The sequence below is a fragment of the Lentzea kristufekii genome (assembly GCF_033949925.1).
Taxonomy (GTDB): Bacteria; Actinomycetota; Actinomycetes; order Mycobacteriales; family Pseudonocardiaceae; genus Lentzea; species Lentzea kristufekii.
Genome location: NZ_JAXAVV010000027.1, coordinates 36,325 through 52,166, shown reverse-complemented (window position 1 = coordinate 52,166; position 15,842 = coordinate 36,325). Strand labels below are relative to the sequence as shown.

General features: G+C 67.8%; 19 protein-coding genes. 17 read left to right on the top strand and 2 right to left on the bottom strand.

Features of this window, described 5'->3' with window-relative positions:
* Positions 1 to 160 precede the first annotated feature (160 nt).
* From menD to SK571_RS38295, 9 genes are all read left to right on the top strand, one after another.
* On the top strand, positions 161 to 1,732 hold the full coding sequence (gene menD, locus SK571_RS38335) for a 2-succinyl-5-enolpyruvyl-6-hydroxy-3-cyclohexene-1-carboxylic-acid synthase (RefSeq protein WP_319989012.1): 1,572 nt from the start codon (positions 161 to 163) through the stop codon (positions 1,730 to 1,732).
* A gap of 54 nt (positions 1,733 to 1,786) precedes the next feature.
* Entirely contained in the window at positions 1,787 to 3,289 is a 1,503-nt protein-coding gene (locus tag SK571_RS38330) for a M1 family metallopeptidase (RefSeq protein ID WP_319989011.1), read from the top strand.
* A 181-nt stretch (positions 3,290 to 3,470) separates the two neighbouring features.
* Positions 3,471 to 3,923, top strand: a complete 453-nt coding sequence (locus SK571_RS38325) for a hypothetical protein (RefSeq protein ID WP_319989010.1) — start codon at positions 3,471 to 3,473, stop codon at positions 3,921 to 3,923.
* Positions 3,924 to 3,932: 9 nt separating this feature from the next.
* Positions 3,933 to 4,472, top strand: coding sequence for a DUF3558 family protein (locus tag SK571_RS38320; RefSeq protein ID WP_319989009.1), 540 nt, complete (start codon positions 3,933 to 3,935; stop codon positions 4,470 to 4,472).
* 32 nt (positions 4,473 to 4,504) lie between these two features.
* Complete coding sequence (locus tag SK571_RS38315; protein WP_319989008.1) at positions 4,505 to 5,758, top strand: hypothetical protein; 1,254 nt, start codon at positions 4,505 to 4,507, stop codon at positions 5,756 to 5,758.
* Between the two features lie 47 nt (positions 5,759 to 5,805).
* A complete protein-coding gene (locus SK571_RS38310; protein WP_319989007.1) occupies positions 5,806 to 6,555 on the top strand; it encodes an SDR family NAD(P)-dependent oxidoreductase in 750 nt (249 codons plus the stop codon).
* 59 nt (positions 6,556 to 6,614) lie between these two features.
* Entirely contained in the window at positions 6,615 to 7,463 is an 849-nt protein-coding gene (locus SK571_RS38305; RefSeq protein WP_319989006.1) for a helix-turn-helix domain-containing protein, read from the top strand.
* Positions 7,438 to 7,611, top strand: coding sequence for a DUF397 domain-containing protein (locus SK571_RS38300; protein WP_319989005.1), 174 nt, complete (start codon positions 7,438 to 7,440; stop codon positions 7,609 to 7,611). Before SK571_RS38305 ends, SK571_RS38300 begins: the two co-directional genes overlap by 26 nt.
* 3 nt (positions 7,612 to 7,614) lie before the next feature.
* Positions 7,615 to 8,163, top strand: a complete 549-nt coding sequence (locus SK571_RS38295; protein ID WP_319989004.1) for a GrpB family protein — start codon at positions 7,615 to 7,617, stop codon at positions 8,161 to 8,163.
* Here SK571_RS38295 and SK571_RS38290 read toward each other — a convergent pair.
* Positions 8,135 to 9,367: an isochorismate synthase gene (locus SK571_RS38290; RefSeq protein ID WP_319989003.1), complete on the bottom strand. Its 1,233-nt coding sequence runs from the start codon at positions 9,365 to 9,367 to the stop codon at positions 8,135 to 8,137. The two genes, SK571_RS38295 and SK571_RS38290, sit on opposite strands and share 29 nt — an antisense overlap.
* Before the next feature lie 78 nt (positions 9,368 to 9,445).
* Between SK571_RS38290 and SK571_RS38285 the strand changes: the two genes are divergently transcribed.
* The 8 genes from SK571_RS38285 (at position 9,446) to SK571_RS38250 (ending at position 14,935) form a co-directional block, all read left to right on the top strand.
* Entirely contained in the window at positions 9,446 to 9,877 is a 432-nt protein-coding gene (locus SK571_RS38285) for a DUF3592 domain-containing protein (RefSeq protein WP_319989002.1), read from the top strand.
* A gap of 9 nt (positions 9,878 to 9,886) precedes the next feature.
* A complete protein-coding gene (gene paaA, locus SK571_RS38280; RefSeq protein ID WP_319989001.1) occupies positions 9,887 to 10,825 on the top strand; it encodes a 1,2-phenylacetyl-CoA epoxidase subunit PaaA in 939 nt (312 codons plus the stop codon).
* Positions 10,822 to 11,106, top strand: coding sequence for a 1,2-phenylacetyl-CoA epoxidase subunit PaaB (paaB, locus tag SK571_RS38275; protein ID WP_090065945.1), 285 nt, complete (start codon positions 10,822 to 10,824; stop codon positions 11,104 to 11,106). Before paaA ends, paaB begins: the two co-directional genes overlap by 4 nt.
* Positions 11,107 to 11,170: 64 nt before the next feature.
* The gene (gene paaC, locus SK571_RS38270; RefSeq protein WP_319989000.1) at positions 11,171 to 12,055 is read left to right on the top strand and encodes a 1,2-phenylacetyl-CoA epoxidase subunit PaaC; all 885 of its coding nucleotides are present in this window, start codon (positions 11,171 to 11,173) and stop codon (positions 12,053 to 12,055) included.
* Positions 12,052 to 12,543, top strand: coding sequence for a 1,2-phenylacetyl-CoA epoxidase subunit PaaD (gene paaD, locus SK571_RS38265; RefSeq protein ID WP_319988999.1), 492 nt, complete (start codon positions 12,052 to 12,054; stop codon positions 12,541 to 12,543). The genes paaC and paaD overlap by 4 nt, the downstream gene beginning before the upstream one ends.
* 1 nt (position 12,544) lies before the next feature.
* Positions 12,545 to 13,588: a 1,2-phenylacetyl-CoA epoxidase subunit PaaE gene (paaE, locus tag SK571_RS38260; RefSeq protein ID WP_319988998.1), complete on the top strand. Its 1,044-nt coding sequence runs from the start codon at positions 12,545 to 12,547 to the stop codon at positions 13,586 to 13,588.
* 170 nt (positions 13,589 to 13,758) lie between these two features.
* Complete coding sequence (locus tag SK571_RS38255) at positions 13,759 to 14,193, top strand: hypothetical protein (RefSeq protein ID WP_319988997.1); 435 nt, start codon at positions 13,759 to 13,761, stop codon at positions 14,191 to 14,193.
* 118 nt (positions 14,194 to 14,311) lie between these two features.
* Positions 14,312 to 14,935 (top strand): hypothetical protein, encoded by a 624-nt coding sequence (locus tag SK571_RS38250; protein WP_319988996.1) that lies wholly within the window; start codon positions 14,312 to 14,314, stop codon positions 14,933 to 14,935.
* On the opposite strand, the gene SK571_RS38245 is transcribed toward SK571_RS38250, so the two are convergent.
* Complete coding sequence (locus SK571_RS38245; protein ID WP_319988995.1) at positions 14,920 to 15,753, bottom strand: inositol monophosphatase family protein; 834 nt, start codon at positions 15,751 to 15,753, stop codon at positions 14,920 to 14,922. The two genes, SK571_RS38250 and SK571_RS38245, sit on opposite strands and share 16 nt — an antisense overlap.
* Between the last annotated feature and the right edge of the window lie 89 nt (positions 15,754 to 15,842).

Below are 15,842 nucleotides of genomic sequence, written 5' to 3'. Positions count from 1 at the left end.
CCCACGCCCGAATCCAACCAGGATGAGGACGTGGGGCCGGCACCGCGATGCACCCGTCTGAACGCCGAAATACGGGGCAAAGGCTGCCGGTCGCGGCACTGGGCTTTCGCTCCTGAGACCAGCGGGTGACCTCTCAGCGCGGTCCGGTGACAATTGGGGGATGAACCCGTCCACGACGCAGGCGAGGGTGATCGTCGACGAACTGGTGCGCAACGGCGTGCGTCACGCCGTCCTGTGCCCCGGTTCGCGCAACGCCCCGCTGTCGTTCGCGCTGCACCAGGCCGAGCAGAAGGGCCTGCTCACGGTGCACGTGCGCATCGACGAGCGCAGCGGCGGATTCCTCGCTCTGGGACTCGCGAAGACCGGTGAGCCGGCCGTGGTGACGTGCACGAGCGGCACCGCCGTGGTGAACCTGCACCCCGCCGTCGTCGAGGCGCAGCTGACGAACGTGCCGCTGATCGCGCTGACCGCGGACCGCCCGGTCGACCTCTACCGCACCGGCTCCAGCCAGACGATCAACCAGCACGACGTGCTCGGCATCCCGACGCTGCACATGCCGGAGGGCGCCGGTGAGGCCGTGACGCGGTCGTTGATCTGCCGCGCCATCGCCACGGACGGCCCGTCGCACGTCAACGTGCCTTTCCGGCCGCCGCTGACGCCGTCCGACGAGCTGTGGCCCTCCTCTGGCCGAGGCGCGTGGACGGAGACGGACCGCACGTTCACCGTCGAGACCCGGCCCTCCTCGCTGCCCGCCCGCACGCTGGTGCTGCTCGGTGACGACCGCCCGGAACGGCTGCTGAAGGCCTCGCGGCTCGGCTGGCCGGTGATCGCCGAGCCGACCGCGCCCGGTGGCCTGCGCCACGGGTCGTTGCTGCTCAACGCGGGCCTGCCGGAGCACCTGCGGCCCGACGCGGTGCTCGTCGTCGGTCGCGTCACCCTGTCGAGGGGGCAGCAGGCCGTGCTTGGAGCCACTCCAATCGTGCACGCCGTGGGTGACCAGGCCCAGTGGCCGGACGTCCCGTTCACCGCCACGCGAGCCTCCACCTGGCTGCCCGAGCCCGCCGCGCCCGACGGCGAGTGGCTGCAGGCGTGGCAGAGCGCGGTGAAGAGCGTCAGCGTGGCCGTCGACGACCTGCTGGACGCCGCGCCGTGGCCGACCGGCCTGCACGTCGCGCGCGACCTGATGCAGTCGATGCCGTCCGGATCGCTGCTGTTCGTGGGCTCGTCCAACCCGATCCGCGACGTCGACTTCGCGTCCGAACGCCGGTCGGACGTCGTCGTGCACGCCAACCGCGGTGCCGCCGGCATCGACGGGAGCGTTTCCACGGCCATCGGGCTCGCCTGGCAGCACGAGGGCCCCGCGTACGCGCTGATGGGCGACCTGACGTTCCTGCACGACAGCAACGGCCTGCTCGCCGACCGCCTGCCGGACCTCACGATCGTCGTGCTCAACGACGACGGGGGCGGGATCTTCTCGTTGCTGGAACAGGGCGCTCCGGAGTACGGCGGAAGTTTCGAACGGATTTTCGGCACCCCGCACGGAACTGATCTGGCCGCTTTGTGCGCGGGATACCGAATTCCGCACTCCACAGTGGACGATCAGGAGGAGTTCCGTAGCGCGGTTGCGGCACCCCAGGGCCTCCAAGTGGTCGAAGTGCAGGCAAAACGCGACGAGCTGCGGGAATTGCACCAGCGTCTCAAGGCGACTGTGTCAAACGTTTTCACCAGATAGGAAACATACGTAAGTCGGTGGCTGGTTCTTGATCGTCTGGTTAGCGTCCGCCGCATGTCGATCAGAACCAAGGCGACGGCCGCGGTGGCGTCCGCGGCCGCGATGACGCTCTTCGCGGGGGCGGCGCTGGCGGCGTCTCCTGGCGCTCCCGGCGTCGGTGACCCGTACTTCCCGACCTACGGGAACGGCGGGTACGACGTCTCCCACTACGACATCAGGCTCAACTACAACCCGAACGGCGACCAGCTCTCGGGCACGACGACGATCCTGGCCAAGGCCACGCAGGACCTCACGCAGTTCAACCTGGACTTCCTGCTCAAGGTGAAGTCGGTCCGGGTCAACAACGCGCCGGCCTCGTTCGTCTCCGACGACGGCGAGCTCACGCTCACCCCGCGCGGCGGCGTCCGCAAGGGACAGGACCTGACGATCGTCGTCACGTACGCCGACTCGCCCTCCACCGTGAAGGACCGCAACGGCTACACGGCGTGGACGAAGACCCCCGACGGCGCCCTGGCCATCGGTGAGCCGGAGATCTCGGCGTGGTGGTACCCGGCCAACGACCACCCGACCGACAAGGCCACCTTCGACGTCAACGTCGCCGTCCCGAACGGCGTCGAGGCGATCTCGAACGGCACGTTCGTCGGCCAGACCCGCCAGATCAACGGCTACACCCGCTGGAACTGGCGCAGCACCAAGCCGCAGGCGACGTACCTGACGTTCCTGACCATCGGCCAGTTCGAGATCCGCCAGTCGACCACCCCGTCGGGCCAGCCGTCGTTCAACGCCTACTCCGAGCGCCTCGGCGAACACACCGACGCGGCCAAGGCGAGCGTCGAGCGCACGCCCGAGGTCACCGAGTTCCTGGCGGACAACTTCGGCCCGTACCCGTTCGAAGCGCAGGGTGGCGTCGTGACGCCGGACCTCGGCTACGCGCTGGAGAACCAGACCCGCTCGAACTACGACGACGCGTTCTTCCGGCGCGGCGCCAACACCTACGTCGTCGCGCACGAGGTCGCCCACCAGTGGTTCGGCGACTCCGTGTCGGTCCACCACTGGAAGGACATCTGGCTGAACGAGGGCTTCGCCTCCTACGCCGAGTTCCTGTGGTCCGAGCACGTCGGTGAGGGCACGGCACAGGAGAACGCCGACTTCACCTACGACTCGTACCCGGCTGACAGCGAGTTCTGGAACGTGCTGCCCGGCGACCCCGGTGCGGCGAACGTGTTCGACGGCGCCGTCTACGACCGCGGTGCACTGGCCGTCCACGCCCTGCGCGTGGCCGTCGGGGACGAGAAGTTCTTCGAGATTCTGAAGACCTGGGCCGCGGAGAAGAAGTACTCGGACGCCACCGTCGAGGAGTTCATCGCACTGGCGGAGCGGATCTCCGGTCAGCAGCTCGACCAGCTCTTCCAGACGTGGCTGTTCACCAAGGGCAAGCCGGCGCAGGCCCCTGGTCGTTCGGCCGACGTGGCGTCGAAGACGCTGTCGGTCACCGCGGAGCCGAAGTCGCGCGCCAAGATCCAGCTGACGCACGAACTGCTGGACGCCCACAAGTAACTCGCTCCTTCAACGAGCCGTGCAACCCGCTTCGGTGGGTTGCACGGCTCGTGACGTACAGCCCTGGATCGGGTGCTGTTCCTTAGTTCAAACGGGTGTAAGTAGTCGTACTGATCCGCTCCCCGGCCGGCTTGGTTTACGGTCAAACGGTAGATCGCAGTGCACGTGGGGGAGTGAACCTGTGACCGGTGAGAGCAGCGCACAGGAAAGCGCCCAGGCCTATGCCTTGGAGCGCTACTACGCACAGTTCGGCGGCCCCTTGATGGGCATCATGACCGGTGGCGTCAGTACGATCATGGCTGCGGCCAAGTCGGTGCAAGCCGCCTCCGAGGCGGGCGCGCTCCAGCACGACCCGGAGGCCGTCGACAGCGCGATCAAGAAGTTGGAAGACTTCGAGGCCGTGCTGGGCAAGATTCAGCGAAAAGCTGGGCGACTTGCGACCAAGACCCCGTTGGGAGGGGGCTACGCCGATCAAATCGGCAAGATCAACGAGAGGATCGGCGAGGCGGTCAGATCCGAGGTAATTCCTGATCTGATCAATGCGATCGGTGAGCTCAAGGCCCAGCTGGACAAGAGCCGCAAGTCCTACCGGAACGTGGAAGAGAGCACCTCCGGCACGCTCGAGCAACTCTGACAGGAAGTCATGAACCACGCGCGTATCGCTATTGTCGGCCTTGCTCTGCTCGCCGCTGCCTGTACGAGTGGGAAAACCACAGGTGAGGCCAAGCCTGGTAGCGCAAGTGAGATTCCGACCAGTACCTCGTCCGCCGCGACGGAGGACACCAAGCTCGCTTCCGTGAAGCCTTGTGAATTGATCAACGGCAGCGAGGCGACCGACCTGAGCATCAAGTCGCCGACGCCCGAGCGATCCCTTGGCGCGGAAACCTGCGAATGGACTGGCGCTGGAAGCAGTGGCCTCACGGTCGCTGTTGAGCCGAAGCAGGGCGTGGGCGACTTCAACTACGAAGGCGACGTCAAGCTTCCCTCGAAATTCGGGAAGTACGACGGCTTCACAGTGGCTGGCGCGAAGAAGTCCCCTGGCGTGTGCCACGCGCTGATCTCGATCAGTACGTCGTCGAGCGTGCAGATCATCGCAAGTGCCGGTGCTACGGCCACCGATACGGCAAAGGCCTGCGAGATGGCCAAGAAGTCGGCTGACTTCGTCGCCGCCAAGCTGCCTTGATCTGAGCTGTTCAGTCTTGAGGGGAATGATCGATGGCGTACGACAGACCGCAGGTTCCGCAGCCGAACGCGAACTATCCGGGACACAGCCACGCCGCCATGCACAAGCAGGCGATGGACGGCAACGAGCCCGGTTTGGCAGGTGAGATCGCAGCCGAGTGGAAGTCGATCTCAAGCGATCTGGTCGACGTCGCCGTCGGGCTCAACACCGTGGTCAACGGTCTGCGTGCTGGCTGGACGGGTTCTGCGGGGGCGGCGGCCTCCCAAGCGCTGACGAAGGTCGGAAACTTCACCGACCAGCTGTCCTCGTCGTTCTCGGCGACGAGCGGTGTGATCAACCGGCAGGTCGAGGCCGCGGAGTCGACGAAGAACAAGTTCCCCAAGGAAGTGCCGTTCGATCCGCAGCAGATGCTGAAGGACGCGGCGACCAGCTTGAACCCGTTCAAGATGGCTGCGGCGCCGTTCGAGATGATGGCGCAGCGCGAGAAGTCGCAGGCCGCCAAGCAGGAGGCCGAGCGGGTCATGCAGGAGCGGGACCACTCGCTCGCCGCAGCGGCCGCGGGGATGCCCACGTTCGAGGAAGCCCCGCAGTTGCCCAATGGCGACCAGGGCGTCACGACGACGAGCAGCACGACGTACGCGCACACCACGAACTCCGTGAATCCGCCTGCCCAGTTCGGAAATCCTGGTGTCGGCAACCCGGCTGTCGGCACTCCAGGTGTCGGTACTCCCGGCACCGGCAACCTGGGCAGCCCCGGGCTGAACACCGGCACCACCAACACCTCGTGGGCCGCTCCGCCGGTCACCCGGCCCAACCCGCAGGGGAACAACCAGCTTCCCAACGGCGGCGGTAACCCGAGCAAGCCGTTCATGCCCGGTCCCGGCCCGATCCCACCCGGCCTCAGGCCGAACGACCCGCGCGCTGCCGGGCGTGGCGGAGGAGGCCGTGGTGCACAAATCGCCGGTGGCGCAGGCGGTCGCGGCGCAGGCGGATTCGGTGCTGGAAGTGCTGGAGGCGCCGGTTCGGCGGCAGGACGCGGCAGCTTTGGGCCCTCGAATCCCGGTGGTGCCGCTGGAGTCACCCACGGTCCGGAAGGGACCGCGCGTGGTGGCAATGCGGCATCCGCGGGCCGGGCCGGTGCAACGGGTCCTGTCGGCGCGGGCGGTGCGGGCGCTGGTGCGGGCAACGGCGAGGAAGACAAGGAACACAAGTCGAACTACCTCGTGCCCACGGACGAGTACTTCGACGACGACCGGATGGTCGCGCCGCCGGTGATCGGCGGCTGACGCGTAAGTCGGTGGCCGACGAAGCCGGTGACGAGCACGATCAAGGCGTGAACTCTCGTGTCGCGCTCGTCACCGGTGCCGGCTCCGGAATCGGCGCTGGAACAGCCAAAGCTCTTGCAGCCCAGGGTCATCACGTCGCCGTGGTCGACCTGAACGATCGTGCGCACACCGTGGTCGAAGAGATCACCGAGTCCGGGGGAACGGCCCTGGCGGTGCTCGCGGACATCAGCGACCCTGAGGCCGTGACCAGAGCCGTCGACGAGGTCACGGCGAACCTGGGCCCGGTGGAGATCCTGGTCAACAACGCCGGCTTCGCGAGGGACAACATGGTCCTCGACATGCCGCTGGCCGACTGGGACGCCGTGATGAACACCCACCTGCGCGGCAGCTTCCTGATGCTCAAGGCCACCGCGCCGGCCATGCGCGAGGCGGGCTGGGGCCGCATCGTCAACATCTCCAGCATCTCCGCCCTGGTGGACGACGACCGCGCCAACTACGTCGCCGCCAAGGCGGGCCTGGAGGGCTTCACCCGAGCCACGGCCCTCGACCTCGCGCCGTTCGGCATCACCGTGAACGCCATCGGCCCCGGCGTGGTGGTGACCGAGATGACCAAGGTGTCCGCCGCCCGTGCGGGCCGCACCCTCGACGAACACATCGAGGCGCAACGGAAGTCGATCCCGCGAGGCCGCGTCGGCACACCACATGACATCGCGCGCGCGGTGCTGTTCTTCGCGGCGGAAGACGCGGACTACGTGACGGGCCAGGTCATCTACGTCAGCGGAGGGCCGCACGGCTGATCCGTTTTCACCCGAACGAGGCCGTATCGTGGAACAACTTCAAGCCATAACTTCGGTGGATGGCCCAAAGCACCCCATCCACCGCGTACAGCCGGGATCTAGGCGATGAGCTGCGGCGATTGCGCGAGACCTGCACCGATCTCAAGGGGCACGAGGTGGCCGCCCGCCTCGGCTGGGACCCCAGCAAGGTGTCGACCATCGAGCACGGCAAGGCCCGGCCCAGCGAGATCGACCTGGTCCAGTTCCTGACGATGTGCGGCAAGGACATCGACTACTTCGAGGACTTCAAACGGCGCTACCGCAACGCCTTCGAGGAGTACATCGTCCAGGTCCCGGACAACGTGCGGACGCTCGCGATGGCGGAGTCAACCGCCACGTCGATGTTCAACTACGACACGTTGACGGTTCCTGGTCTCGTTCAGACGGAGCGGTACGCCGACGCGCTGTACCGCGCGGCCGGCGTCGCTGTTCAGGAGCGGATCCCGGCGCTCGTGCAGGCTCGAATGGATCGCCAGGCGGTCCTGAGGCGACACGATCGGCCGGATTGCTTGTTCTACATCCATGAGCTAGCGCTCCGACAGCAGGTCGGTGACGCTCAGATCATGGAGGACCAGTACCTCCAGCTGTTGTTCAACGCGCACATCATCCGAATCGTGTCCGCCGACGTGCTCGTCAACTCGGCCGGTGTGCGGCTGTGGGAGTACGAGAAAGCGATGCCGATCGCTTACACCGAGACCGATCTGACCCAGGTGTTCGTGCAGGACCGAGGAGCCATCGCGAGAACGAGGTTGATCTTCGATCGCTTGGCCGAGGTGGCTTTGGATGAGGAACAATCGCGGAGGAAGCTGGCGGAGTACGTCAGCACACCGCGAGAGGATCTCCATGACCGAGGACCGCGTCTGGCGTAAGAGCAGTTACAGCAACGGCACGCCAGAAGGTGACTGCGTCGAGGTCTCGCTCGCCAACAACGCGCTCGTCCGCGACTCCAAGAACGCAGCCGGTGAGGTGCTGACCTTCAGCACCTCGGCCTGGCGCGCTTTCGTCGAACGGGTCTGAGTGTTGAGCGAGAAGGTCCCGGCGTGGGCCTTCGAGAGGGCTGAACTGCGCCCCTACGACCCGAGGTGGGCTGACCACGCCCGAGCAGAGGGCGTCAGGCTGACCGAGTTGCTCGCCCCCTGGCTGGTCGACGGCATCGAACACGTCGGATCGACCGCCGTCCCAGAGCTCGCCGCCAAACCGGTCATCGACCTGATGGCCTCGGTGTCCGACCTGGACACCGTCGTCGAGCAGGCCTCTGCGAGCTTGGCCGCCCACGGCTGGGCCTACGTGCCCCCGGAACTCGACAACCGCCCGTGGCGCCGCTTCTACGTCAAACCGGACCAGACAGGTCAACGACGAGAAGCCCATCTGCACCTCATCCAGGCAGGCCACCAGAGGTGGACCGACCAGATCCGCTTCCGCGACGCCCTGAGAAACGACACAACCCTCGCCCAGGCCTACGAAGACCTGAAACGCCAACTAGCCGCCCAAAGCGGTCACGACCGTGAGGCGTACACGAAGGGCAAGGCGGAGTTCGTGGCTAAAGCCCTTCAAGGGCCTCACGCATAGGCCGCATCTTGGCGTGCGCCTCCTGCACCTCGATGTCGGGATCCGAGTCGGCCACCAGCCCGCACCCGGCGAACAACCGAGCCGTCGACCCGGAGAGCTGCGCACACCGCAGCGCGATCCCGAGCTCACCGTCGCCGTTCCCGTCGATCCACCCGACCGGCCCGGCGTACCGCCCGCGGTCCATCCCCTCCAACTGGGAGATCAACCAGGTCGCGTCCAGCCGAGGCGTTCCGCCCACGGCGGCGGTCGGGTGCACGGCCTCGCCGAGGTGCAGCAACGAGGTGGAGGACTCGAGGGTCCCGATCACGTCGGAAGACAGGTGCGAGACGTTGGGCAGCCTCAGCACGGACGGTCCCTCGACCGACATGGTCGCGCAGAACGGCCGCAGGGTGTCCGCGAGAGAGCGGACCGCGTAGTCGTGCTCTTCGAGGTTCTTCTCCGACGACATAAGTGCCGCGGCGAGTTCCTCGTTCGAAATCCCGTCGTGCGGCCAGGTCGTGCCGGCCAGCACCCGCGAGTCCACGACCGAGCCGGTCCTGCGCAGCAGCAACTCAGGTGTCGCGCCGACCAGTCCGTCCACGGCGTAGGCCCAGCACTCCGGGTAGCGCCGTGCGAGCCCCTGCAGCACGAAGCGCTGGTCCAGCGGCTTGTCCGTCAGCGCCACCAGGTCGTGTGCCAGCACCACCTTGTCCAGGTCGCCCGCGCGCATTCGCACGACGGCCTCGCGCACGGCCTCGCGGTACTGCGTGACCGGCAGCTGTCCGTTCGCGTAACGCACCGAGGTCGGCCGCGAGAGAGGTTCGACGTACGGAGCCGGGTCCGAGGCGCCGATCGTGGTGACCCACTGCTCGCCGTTGCGCCGGCCGACGACGATCTCGGGCACGATCAGCACCGAGTCGCCCGGTGAGTCGGCGAAGGCCATCGAGACGAACGCCACCGGGCCGCTGCCCGGCACGCCCAGTTCGTCGTCCACGTCGAGGTGCGCGCAGAACTCCTGCCACCACTTGTCGGCCTGTGCGAACCGGTCCGGGCCGCTGACCTCCAGCCGAGCTGCCTCGCCCCAGCCGACCAGGCCGGAACCATCGCGGACCCAGGCCAGGGCGTGCTCCGGGGTCGGCAGCAGTCCGAGCAGGTCACCGGCGGTGTCCCGCTTCGACCGGACGCGGATTCGCTGCCGTGCTCGCGATGTCGGTGCTGAGGTCACGCTTCGACTGTATGGACATCAACCTGAAAGCGCGGCATCCGCCCGGCTCTAGACTTCTCAGTTGTGGTGGAGGACGCAGTGACCAAGACGCCCCGCGGTGTACGCGTCCGCCGTGCGGTTTGCAAAGCATTGTTCGTCGTCGGTGGCGTGATCACGCTCGTGTGCGTGCTTCTGCCCATCGCCTGCTGGCGTGACGACGTGGCCATCGAGCGGTCGATGGGGCAGGCGGTCGCGCAGGTCGACTCCGTGTCCTTCAACCGGACCGTTGTGCGCTACGCCACACCGGACGGGCGCGTGATCATCCCGTCGCAGGGCGTGCTGTACCCGGCCGGGCTCAGCGTCGGGGACAACGTGCGGGTCGAGTACGACCAGACGAACCCCGAACTCACGCGCGTCGCCGGCCGGACGGCGGTGCTCAGCCTGCTTCCCGTCGGAACCTTCCTCGTGTCCGTCTGGATCGTCATCGCCGCGGTTGTGACAGTTCTACGCAGATTCGGTACTCGGGTGTAACATCGAGGTATGGCGGATGACCTGGAGCTGCGCTTCGAGCGCACTGTGCAGTCCGAGGCGCGCATCGAACCGCGCGACTGGATGCCCGACGGCTACCGCAAGACCCTGATCAGGCAGATCGCCCAGCACGCGCACTCCGAGATCATCGGGATGCAGCCGGAGGGCAACTGGATCAGCCGCGCGCCCTCGCTGCGGCGCAAGGCGATCCTGCTGGCCAAGGTGCAGGACGAGGCCGGGCACGGCCTGTACCTGTACTCGGCGACCGAGACGCTCGGCGCCGACCGCGAGGACCTGACGACCAAGCTCATCGAGGGCCGTCAGAAGTACTCGTCGATCTTCAACTACCCGACTCTCACGTTCGCCGACGTCGGCGTGATCGGCTGGCTGGTCGACGGCGCCGCGATCTGCAACCAGGTGCCGCTGTGCCGCACGTCCTACGGGCCGTACGCGCGCGCCATGATCCGCATCTGCAAGGAAGAGTCGTTCCACCAGCGCCAGGGCTACGAGCTCCTGATGACGATGATGCGCGGCACCCAGCAGCAGCGCGACATGGTCCAGGACTCGGTGAACCGCTGGTGGTGGCCGGCGCTGATGATGTTCGGCCCGCCGGACGCGGAGTCCACGAACACCGAGCAGTCCATGGCGTGGCGGATCAAGCGCGACACCAACGACGAGCTGCGGCAGAAGTTCGTGAACATGAGCATGCCGCAGGCCGAGGCGCTCGGCGTGACGTTCCCGGACCCCGAGCTCAAGTGGAGCGAAGAGCGCGGCGAGTACGACTTCGGTCAGCCGGACTGGGACGAGTTCTGGCAGGTCGTGAAGGGTGGCGGCGTCTGCAACGAGCAGCGCATCGCCCACCGCCGCAAGGCGCACGAGGACGGTGCGTGGGTTCGTGAAGCCGCGGCCGCGCACGCCGCGAAGCACGCACGTAAGGAAGGTGCCGCGTGAGCACGTCTTGGCCGCTGTGGGAAGTGTTCGTGCGCGGCAAGCGCGGGCTGAACCACGTGCACGTCGGTTCGCTGCACGCGCCGGACGCCGAGATGGCGCTGCGCAACGCCCGTGACGTCTACACGCGTCGCAACGAGGGCGTGTCGATCTGGGTGGTGCCCGCCACGGAGATCACCGCCTCCTCGCCGGACGAGAAGGACCCGTTCTTCGCGCCCGCGGGGGACAAGGTCTACCGGCACCCGACGTTCTACGCGATTCCCGAGGACGTGCCGCACCTGTGAAACTCGGGTGCGGGTGTCCCGCAAAACACAGTGACAACGCCTCACCCCGCGAATGGGCGGCCTGATGAGCTTCGACAATGCCTACGAGTCCCTGCTGGGCGGCGAGGACGCGCACTGGGCGTTCGGAACGGGCTTCTCGGAGGCCCTCTCCGGCGTCAACCGCGAGTTCCCCGCGGGCGTCGATCGCGAAGCCCTGGCCGCGTACTGCCTGATGCTCGGCGACGACGCGTTGATCTTCTCGCAGCGCCTCTCGGAGTGGTGCTCGCGCGCTCCCGAGCTGGAAGAGGACATCGCCCTCGCCAACATCGCCCTGGACCTGCTCGGCCAGGCCCGCATGCTGCTGACGCGCGCCGGTGAGGTGCTCGGCCGCGACGAGGACGCCCTGGCGTACCTGCGCGACGAACGCGAGTTCCGCAACGTCCACCTGGCCGAGATCGACTGCGGTCCCGGTCCCGGCGGCGACTTCGCGGCGACCATCGCGCGCCTGCTGGTGTTCTCGTCGTGGCGTCTCGCGCTGTTCTCACGCTTGCGCGGCTCGGCCGACCCGGTGCTCGCCGCGATCGCCGAGAAGGGCGTCAAAGAGCTGGCCTACCACCGCGATCACGCCGCCCAGTGGACAGTTCGCCTCGGCGACGGCACCGACGAGTCGCACCGCCGCATGCAGGCCGGGCTCGAGCGCGTGTGGCCGTTCGTGGACGAGCTGTTCGCGACGCACTCGGTCGAGGCCGCTCTCGCTGGTGTCGCGGTCGACCCGGCTTCGCTGCGGTCCGAAGTGGACGGTGTGCTGGAGGCGGTGCTGAGCGCCGCCGGTCTCACGCGTCCCACCGACACCCGCGCCGCCCGTGTCGCGGGCATGGCCGGCCGCGACGGCGTGCACACCGAGGTCATGGGCTACCTGCTCGCCGAGATGCAGCACCTGCACCGCTCGCTGCCGGGAGCGGTCTGGTGACGACGGCACTGGAGGTCGCGTCGGCCGTGCGGGACCCGGAACTCCCGGTCCTCACGCTCGCCGACCTCGGCGTGCTCCGCGACGTCTTCGAAGAGGACGGTCGCGTCGTCGTCACCATCACCCCGACCTACTCCGGCTGCCCCGCGATCGACGAGATGGGCGCCGACCTGCGCCGATCGCTCGTCGGTGCGGGATACGCCGAGGTCGAGGTGCGCCTGTCGCTGTCCCCGGCCTGGACCACGGACTGGATCAGCGAGGAGGGCCGTTCGAAGCTGGCCGCCGCCGGCATCGCGCCGCCGTCCCGCATCGGTCCGGCGGTCGCGGGCCCGGTGCCGCTGAACCTCGTGCCGCCGTCACGCCAGGTCGCGTGCCCGCAGTGCGGCTCGCTGAACACCTCGGAGATTTCTCGGTTCGGCTCGACCGCGTGCAAGGCCCTGCGCCGCTGCCACGCCTGCGCCGAACCGTTCGAGCACGTCAAGGAGATCTGAGTTGTCGTCGCGCCGAGCCGCCTTCCACAAGCTCACCGTCGCCCGCGTCGACCGCCTCTGCGACGACGCCGTGGCCGTCACCTTCGACGTGCCCGCCGATCTCTCGGACGAGTTCGCCTTCGCGGCCGGCCAGTACCTGACCCTGCGCCAGGGCGACGAACGCCGCTCGTACTCGATCTGCGCGCCGGCGGGCTCCGCTCCGCGAATCGGCGTGCGCCGCGTCGACGGCGGCCAGTTCTCGACCTGGCTGGTGGACCGCGTCGTCCCCGGTGACGTGCTGGAAGTCCTGCCGCCGCTGGGCAAGTTCACGCCGTCCGGCACGGGCACGCACCACGGCCTGGTCGTCGCCGGTTCCGGCATCACCCCGGCCCTGTCGATCGCCGCCACGGTCCTCGCCACCGGCGCCCGCGTGACCCTGATGTACGGCAACCGCAGCACCAACACGGTGATGTTCGCCGACGAACTGGCCGACCTGAAGGACCGCTACCCGGCCACGTTCCAGCTGATCCACGTCCTGTCCCGCGAACCGCGCGACGTCGAACTGTTCACCGGCCGCCTGACCGCCGCGAAGCTGACGGCACTGTTCGGCAGCGTCGTCCCGTTCGACGCCATCGACGAGTGGTGGCTGTGCGGCCCCTACGAGATGGTGCAGGACGCCACGGCCGTGCTGCGCGATCGCGGCGTGCCCACCGACCGCGTGCACCACGAACTCTTCTACGTGGACGAACCGCCGCCCCCTCCGCGCCGTGCTGAGGCCGTCATCGACGCCGCCGCCTCGGTCACGGTCGTGCTGGACGGCAAGTCGACCACGTTGCCCCTGCCCGCGGACGAGCCGATCCTCGACGCGGCCCAGCGCGTCCGCGCCGACCTGCCGTTCGCCTGCAAGGGCGGGGTCTGCGGCACGTGCCGGGCGCTGGTGACCGAGGGCAGTGTCGAGATGCGGCGCAACTACGCGCTCGACGAGTCCGAGGTGGCGGCCGGGTTCGTGCTGACCTGTCAGGCGCTGCCGACCAGCGAGTGCGTGACGGTCGACTTCGACGCCTGATCGGAGTAGCTCGTTACTCCTTTGAGGCCATATGGTCCATGTGGCATGGATTTCTGGACGAGTCGCGTCGAGGTGCGACTTACCTCGTTGTCGCGGTCGTAGTTCGACCGCGTGAGCTGGACGCGGTTCGTTCTGCGTTGCGTCGGCTGGTCAGGCCTGGTCAACGTCGCGTGCACTTCAAGAAGGAGAGTGACTCACGCAGGCGAGAGGTCGTCTCCAGGCTGCGCGAAATGGGCATGCGGGCGGCTGTGTGGACCGTTCGGGACTCGGACGACGTCCGCGCGCGTCAGCTTTGCTTGTCGGCTGCGGCGACATGGCTGCATGAACTCGGTGTCACTCGGTTGGCGATCGAAAGCTGTGCACACCAGGACGTACGTGACAGGCAGACGCTCGCGGCAGCCCTGGAGAAGGTGGACGACCCGTTCACCTATGAGCACTTGCGGCCAGCCGAAGATCCGGTTCTGTGGGCGAGTGACGCGCTCGCGTGGTGCTTCGGAGCGGGAGGCGACTGGCGGCAACGGGTGCAGTCGATGCTTGACGCGGTGGTGAGGCTCGACCAGTACCAAGAAAGCGCGAAACCCGGCAACCGACCGTCCGGACGGTGAACCGGGTCCACTTTCGGCTCCTATTGGAACCGACAAGAAGAACTGTAGCAGAGATACATGTCAGCCGAGATTTCAGATGGACCGTGAAACGGCCGGTGAACATGGCACGATCGAAGCCATGGGAGTCGTCGTCCGCTCAGCGCTCTGGGGTGCCGCAATCGGCACCCTGCTGATGGGCGCCTTGGTCACGGCCGTCGACCTGGCGGTCCCGAGCGACAAACCGCCCTCCTCGCCCATCATCACGGTCCTCGCGATCCTCGTGGTCGCCTTCATGATGGGCGCCATTCCCGGCGCGTTCGTCGGTACCGCCGTCGGCTTCGTCCGCCGCTCCGTCCGGCAGCCCCGGCAGATGCCGAGGCCGATGCACCCGCCGGTCCCGCAGCAGCCCTACGACATGTGGTCCGACCTGGTCGAACGCTGTGCCGCGTCCACGCGCAGGGTCGCGGCGGCCATCCAGACCGTGCCGCAGTCGGCGGCCAAGGACTGGTTGCAGCGCATCAGCGAGCAGCTCGTGAAGGAACTAGACGACGTGCGCGGCATCGCGCAGCTCGGGCGGGCGCTCGGCGCGGTCGACCAGCAGCACCCCGTCTACCAGCGGTTGCTCAAGGCCTCGCACGACTTCCACCAGTTCGAGAACGAGGTCGGGCGCGTGGCGTTGCAGATGTTCGACCACCCCGAGCTGAACGAGGCGCGCACGCACCTCGAAGTGCTGGAGAAGCAGCTCCCTCAGCTGTCCACCTGAAGCGCCGACTGCCACCAGCCCAGCACCTCGTCCGCCGCTTCAGGTGCGGCGACGAGCAGTCCGTCCACGGGTAGTTGGGCGCCTTCACCGCGTCTGTCGAGCACGACCGCACCCGACTCCACGGCCAATGACACCGCACCTGCGACGTCCCACTCGTGATAGCCGTGCAGCACCGCAGCTGCGACGTGGCCCAACGCCACCTGTGCGACGGCGAGCGCTTTCGAACCGAGAACGCGCACACCCGTGCCTGCTATCGCTGCTGTGGAGATGAACTCGCCCATGCCCGGCCACGGGCCGGAACGCGTCATCTCGGTGCATACGACGAGAGAGTCGCCTTGGCGTTCGGTCAGGCGGACGGGCGTGCCGTTCGCACGCATGCCACGCCCACGCGCGGCGGCGTAGATCTGCGCGCGGTACGGGTCGGCGACGACGCCGACGACGGGGCCCCAGCGGTCCACCAGAGCGAGGCTGTAGGCACACCAGGGCATGCCCGCCGTGTAGTTCGCGGTGCCGTCGACGGGGTCGACGACCCAGCGGAACTCCGAGTCGCCGGGAACGTCCGCGTCGGAGTTCTCGCAGAACACGGGGATCGTGGGGAACTCGGCGGTGAGCACGCGCCGGGTGTGGCGTTCCAGGGTGCGGTCGGTGTCGGTGACCCAGTCGAACGGTGACTCGCCGGAGTCGGGACGCACGCCGCGGCCTGCGGTGGCCATGATGACGTCCGAGGCGTCGTTCGCCAGGCGACCGGCCACTTCCAGCGCGATGGACACCAGGCCGGGCTCTACCGGGTGCGCGGGACGGGACGACAAGACGGTCATGCTGGCCTAGTTTCACCGCGCCGGATGTCCGGCAACCCAAGCGGAGATGACGAATCGACGATCACCTGGCCACGACGTGAGGTGTTCCG

Excerpts from the sequence above, each read along its gene's own strand:
- menD (WP_319989012.1), top strand. The coding sequence starts at position 161 with ATGAACCCGTCCACGACGCAGGCGAGGGTGATCGTCGACGAACTGGTG.
- SK571_RS38330 (WP_319989011.1), top strand. The coding sequence starts at position 1,787 with ATGTCGATCAGAACCAAGGCGACGGCCGCGGTGGCGTCCGCGGCCGCG.
- SK571_RS38320 (WP_319989009.1), top strand. The coding sequence starts at position 3,933 with ATGAACCACGCGCGTATCGCTATTGTCGGCCTTGCTCTGCTCGCCGCT.
- SK571_RS38315 (WP_319989008.1), top strand. The coding sequence starts at position 4,505 with ATGGCGTACGACAGACCGCAGGTTCCGCAGCCGAACGCGAACTATCCG.
- SK571_RS38305 (WP_319989006.1), top strand. The coding sequence starts at position 6,615 with ATGGCCCAAAGCACCCCATCCACCGCGTACAGCCGGGATCTAGGCGAT.
- SK571_RS38300 (WP_319989005.1), top strand. The coding sequence starts at position 7,438 with ATGACCGAGGACCGCGTCTGGCGTAAGAGCAGTTACAGCAACGGCACG.
- paaA (WP_319989001.1), top strand. The coding sequence starts at position 9,887 with ATGGCGGATGACCTGGAGCTGCGCTTCGAGCGCACTGTGCAGTCCGAG.
- paaC (WP_319989000.1), top strand. The coding sequence starts at position 11,171 with ATGAGCTTCGACAATGCCTACGAGTCCCTGCTGGGCGGCGAGGACGCG.
- SK571_RS38250 (WP_319988996.1), top strand. The coding sequence starts at position 14,312 with ATGGGAGTCGTCGTCCGCTCAGCGCTCTGGGGTGCCGCAATCGGCACC.
- SK571_RS38245 (WP_319988995.1), bottom strand. The coding sequence starts at position 15,753 with ATGACCGTCTTGTCGTCCCGTCCCGCGCACCCGGTAGAGCCCGGCCTG.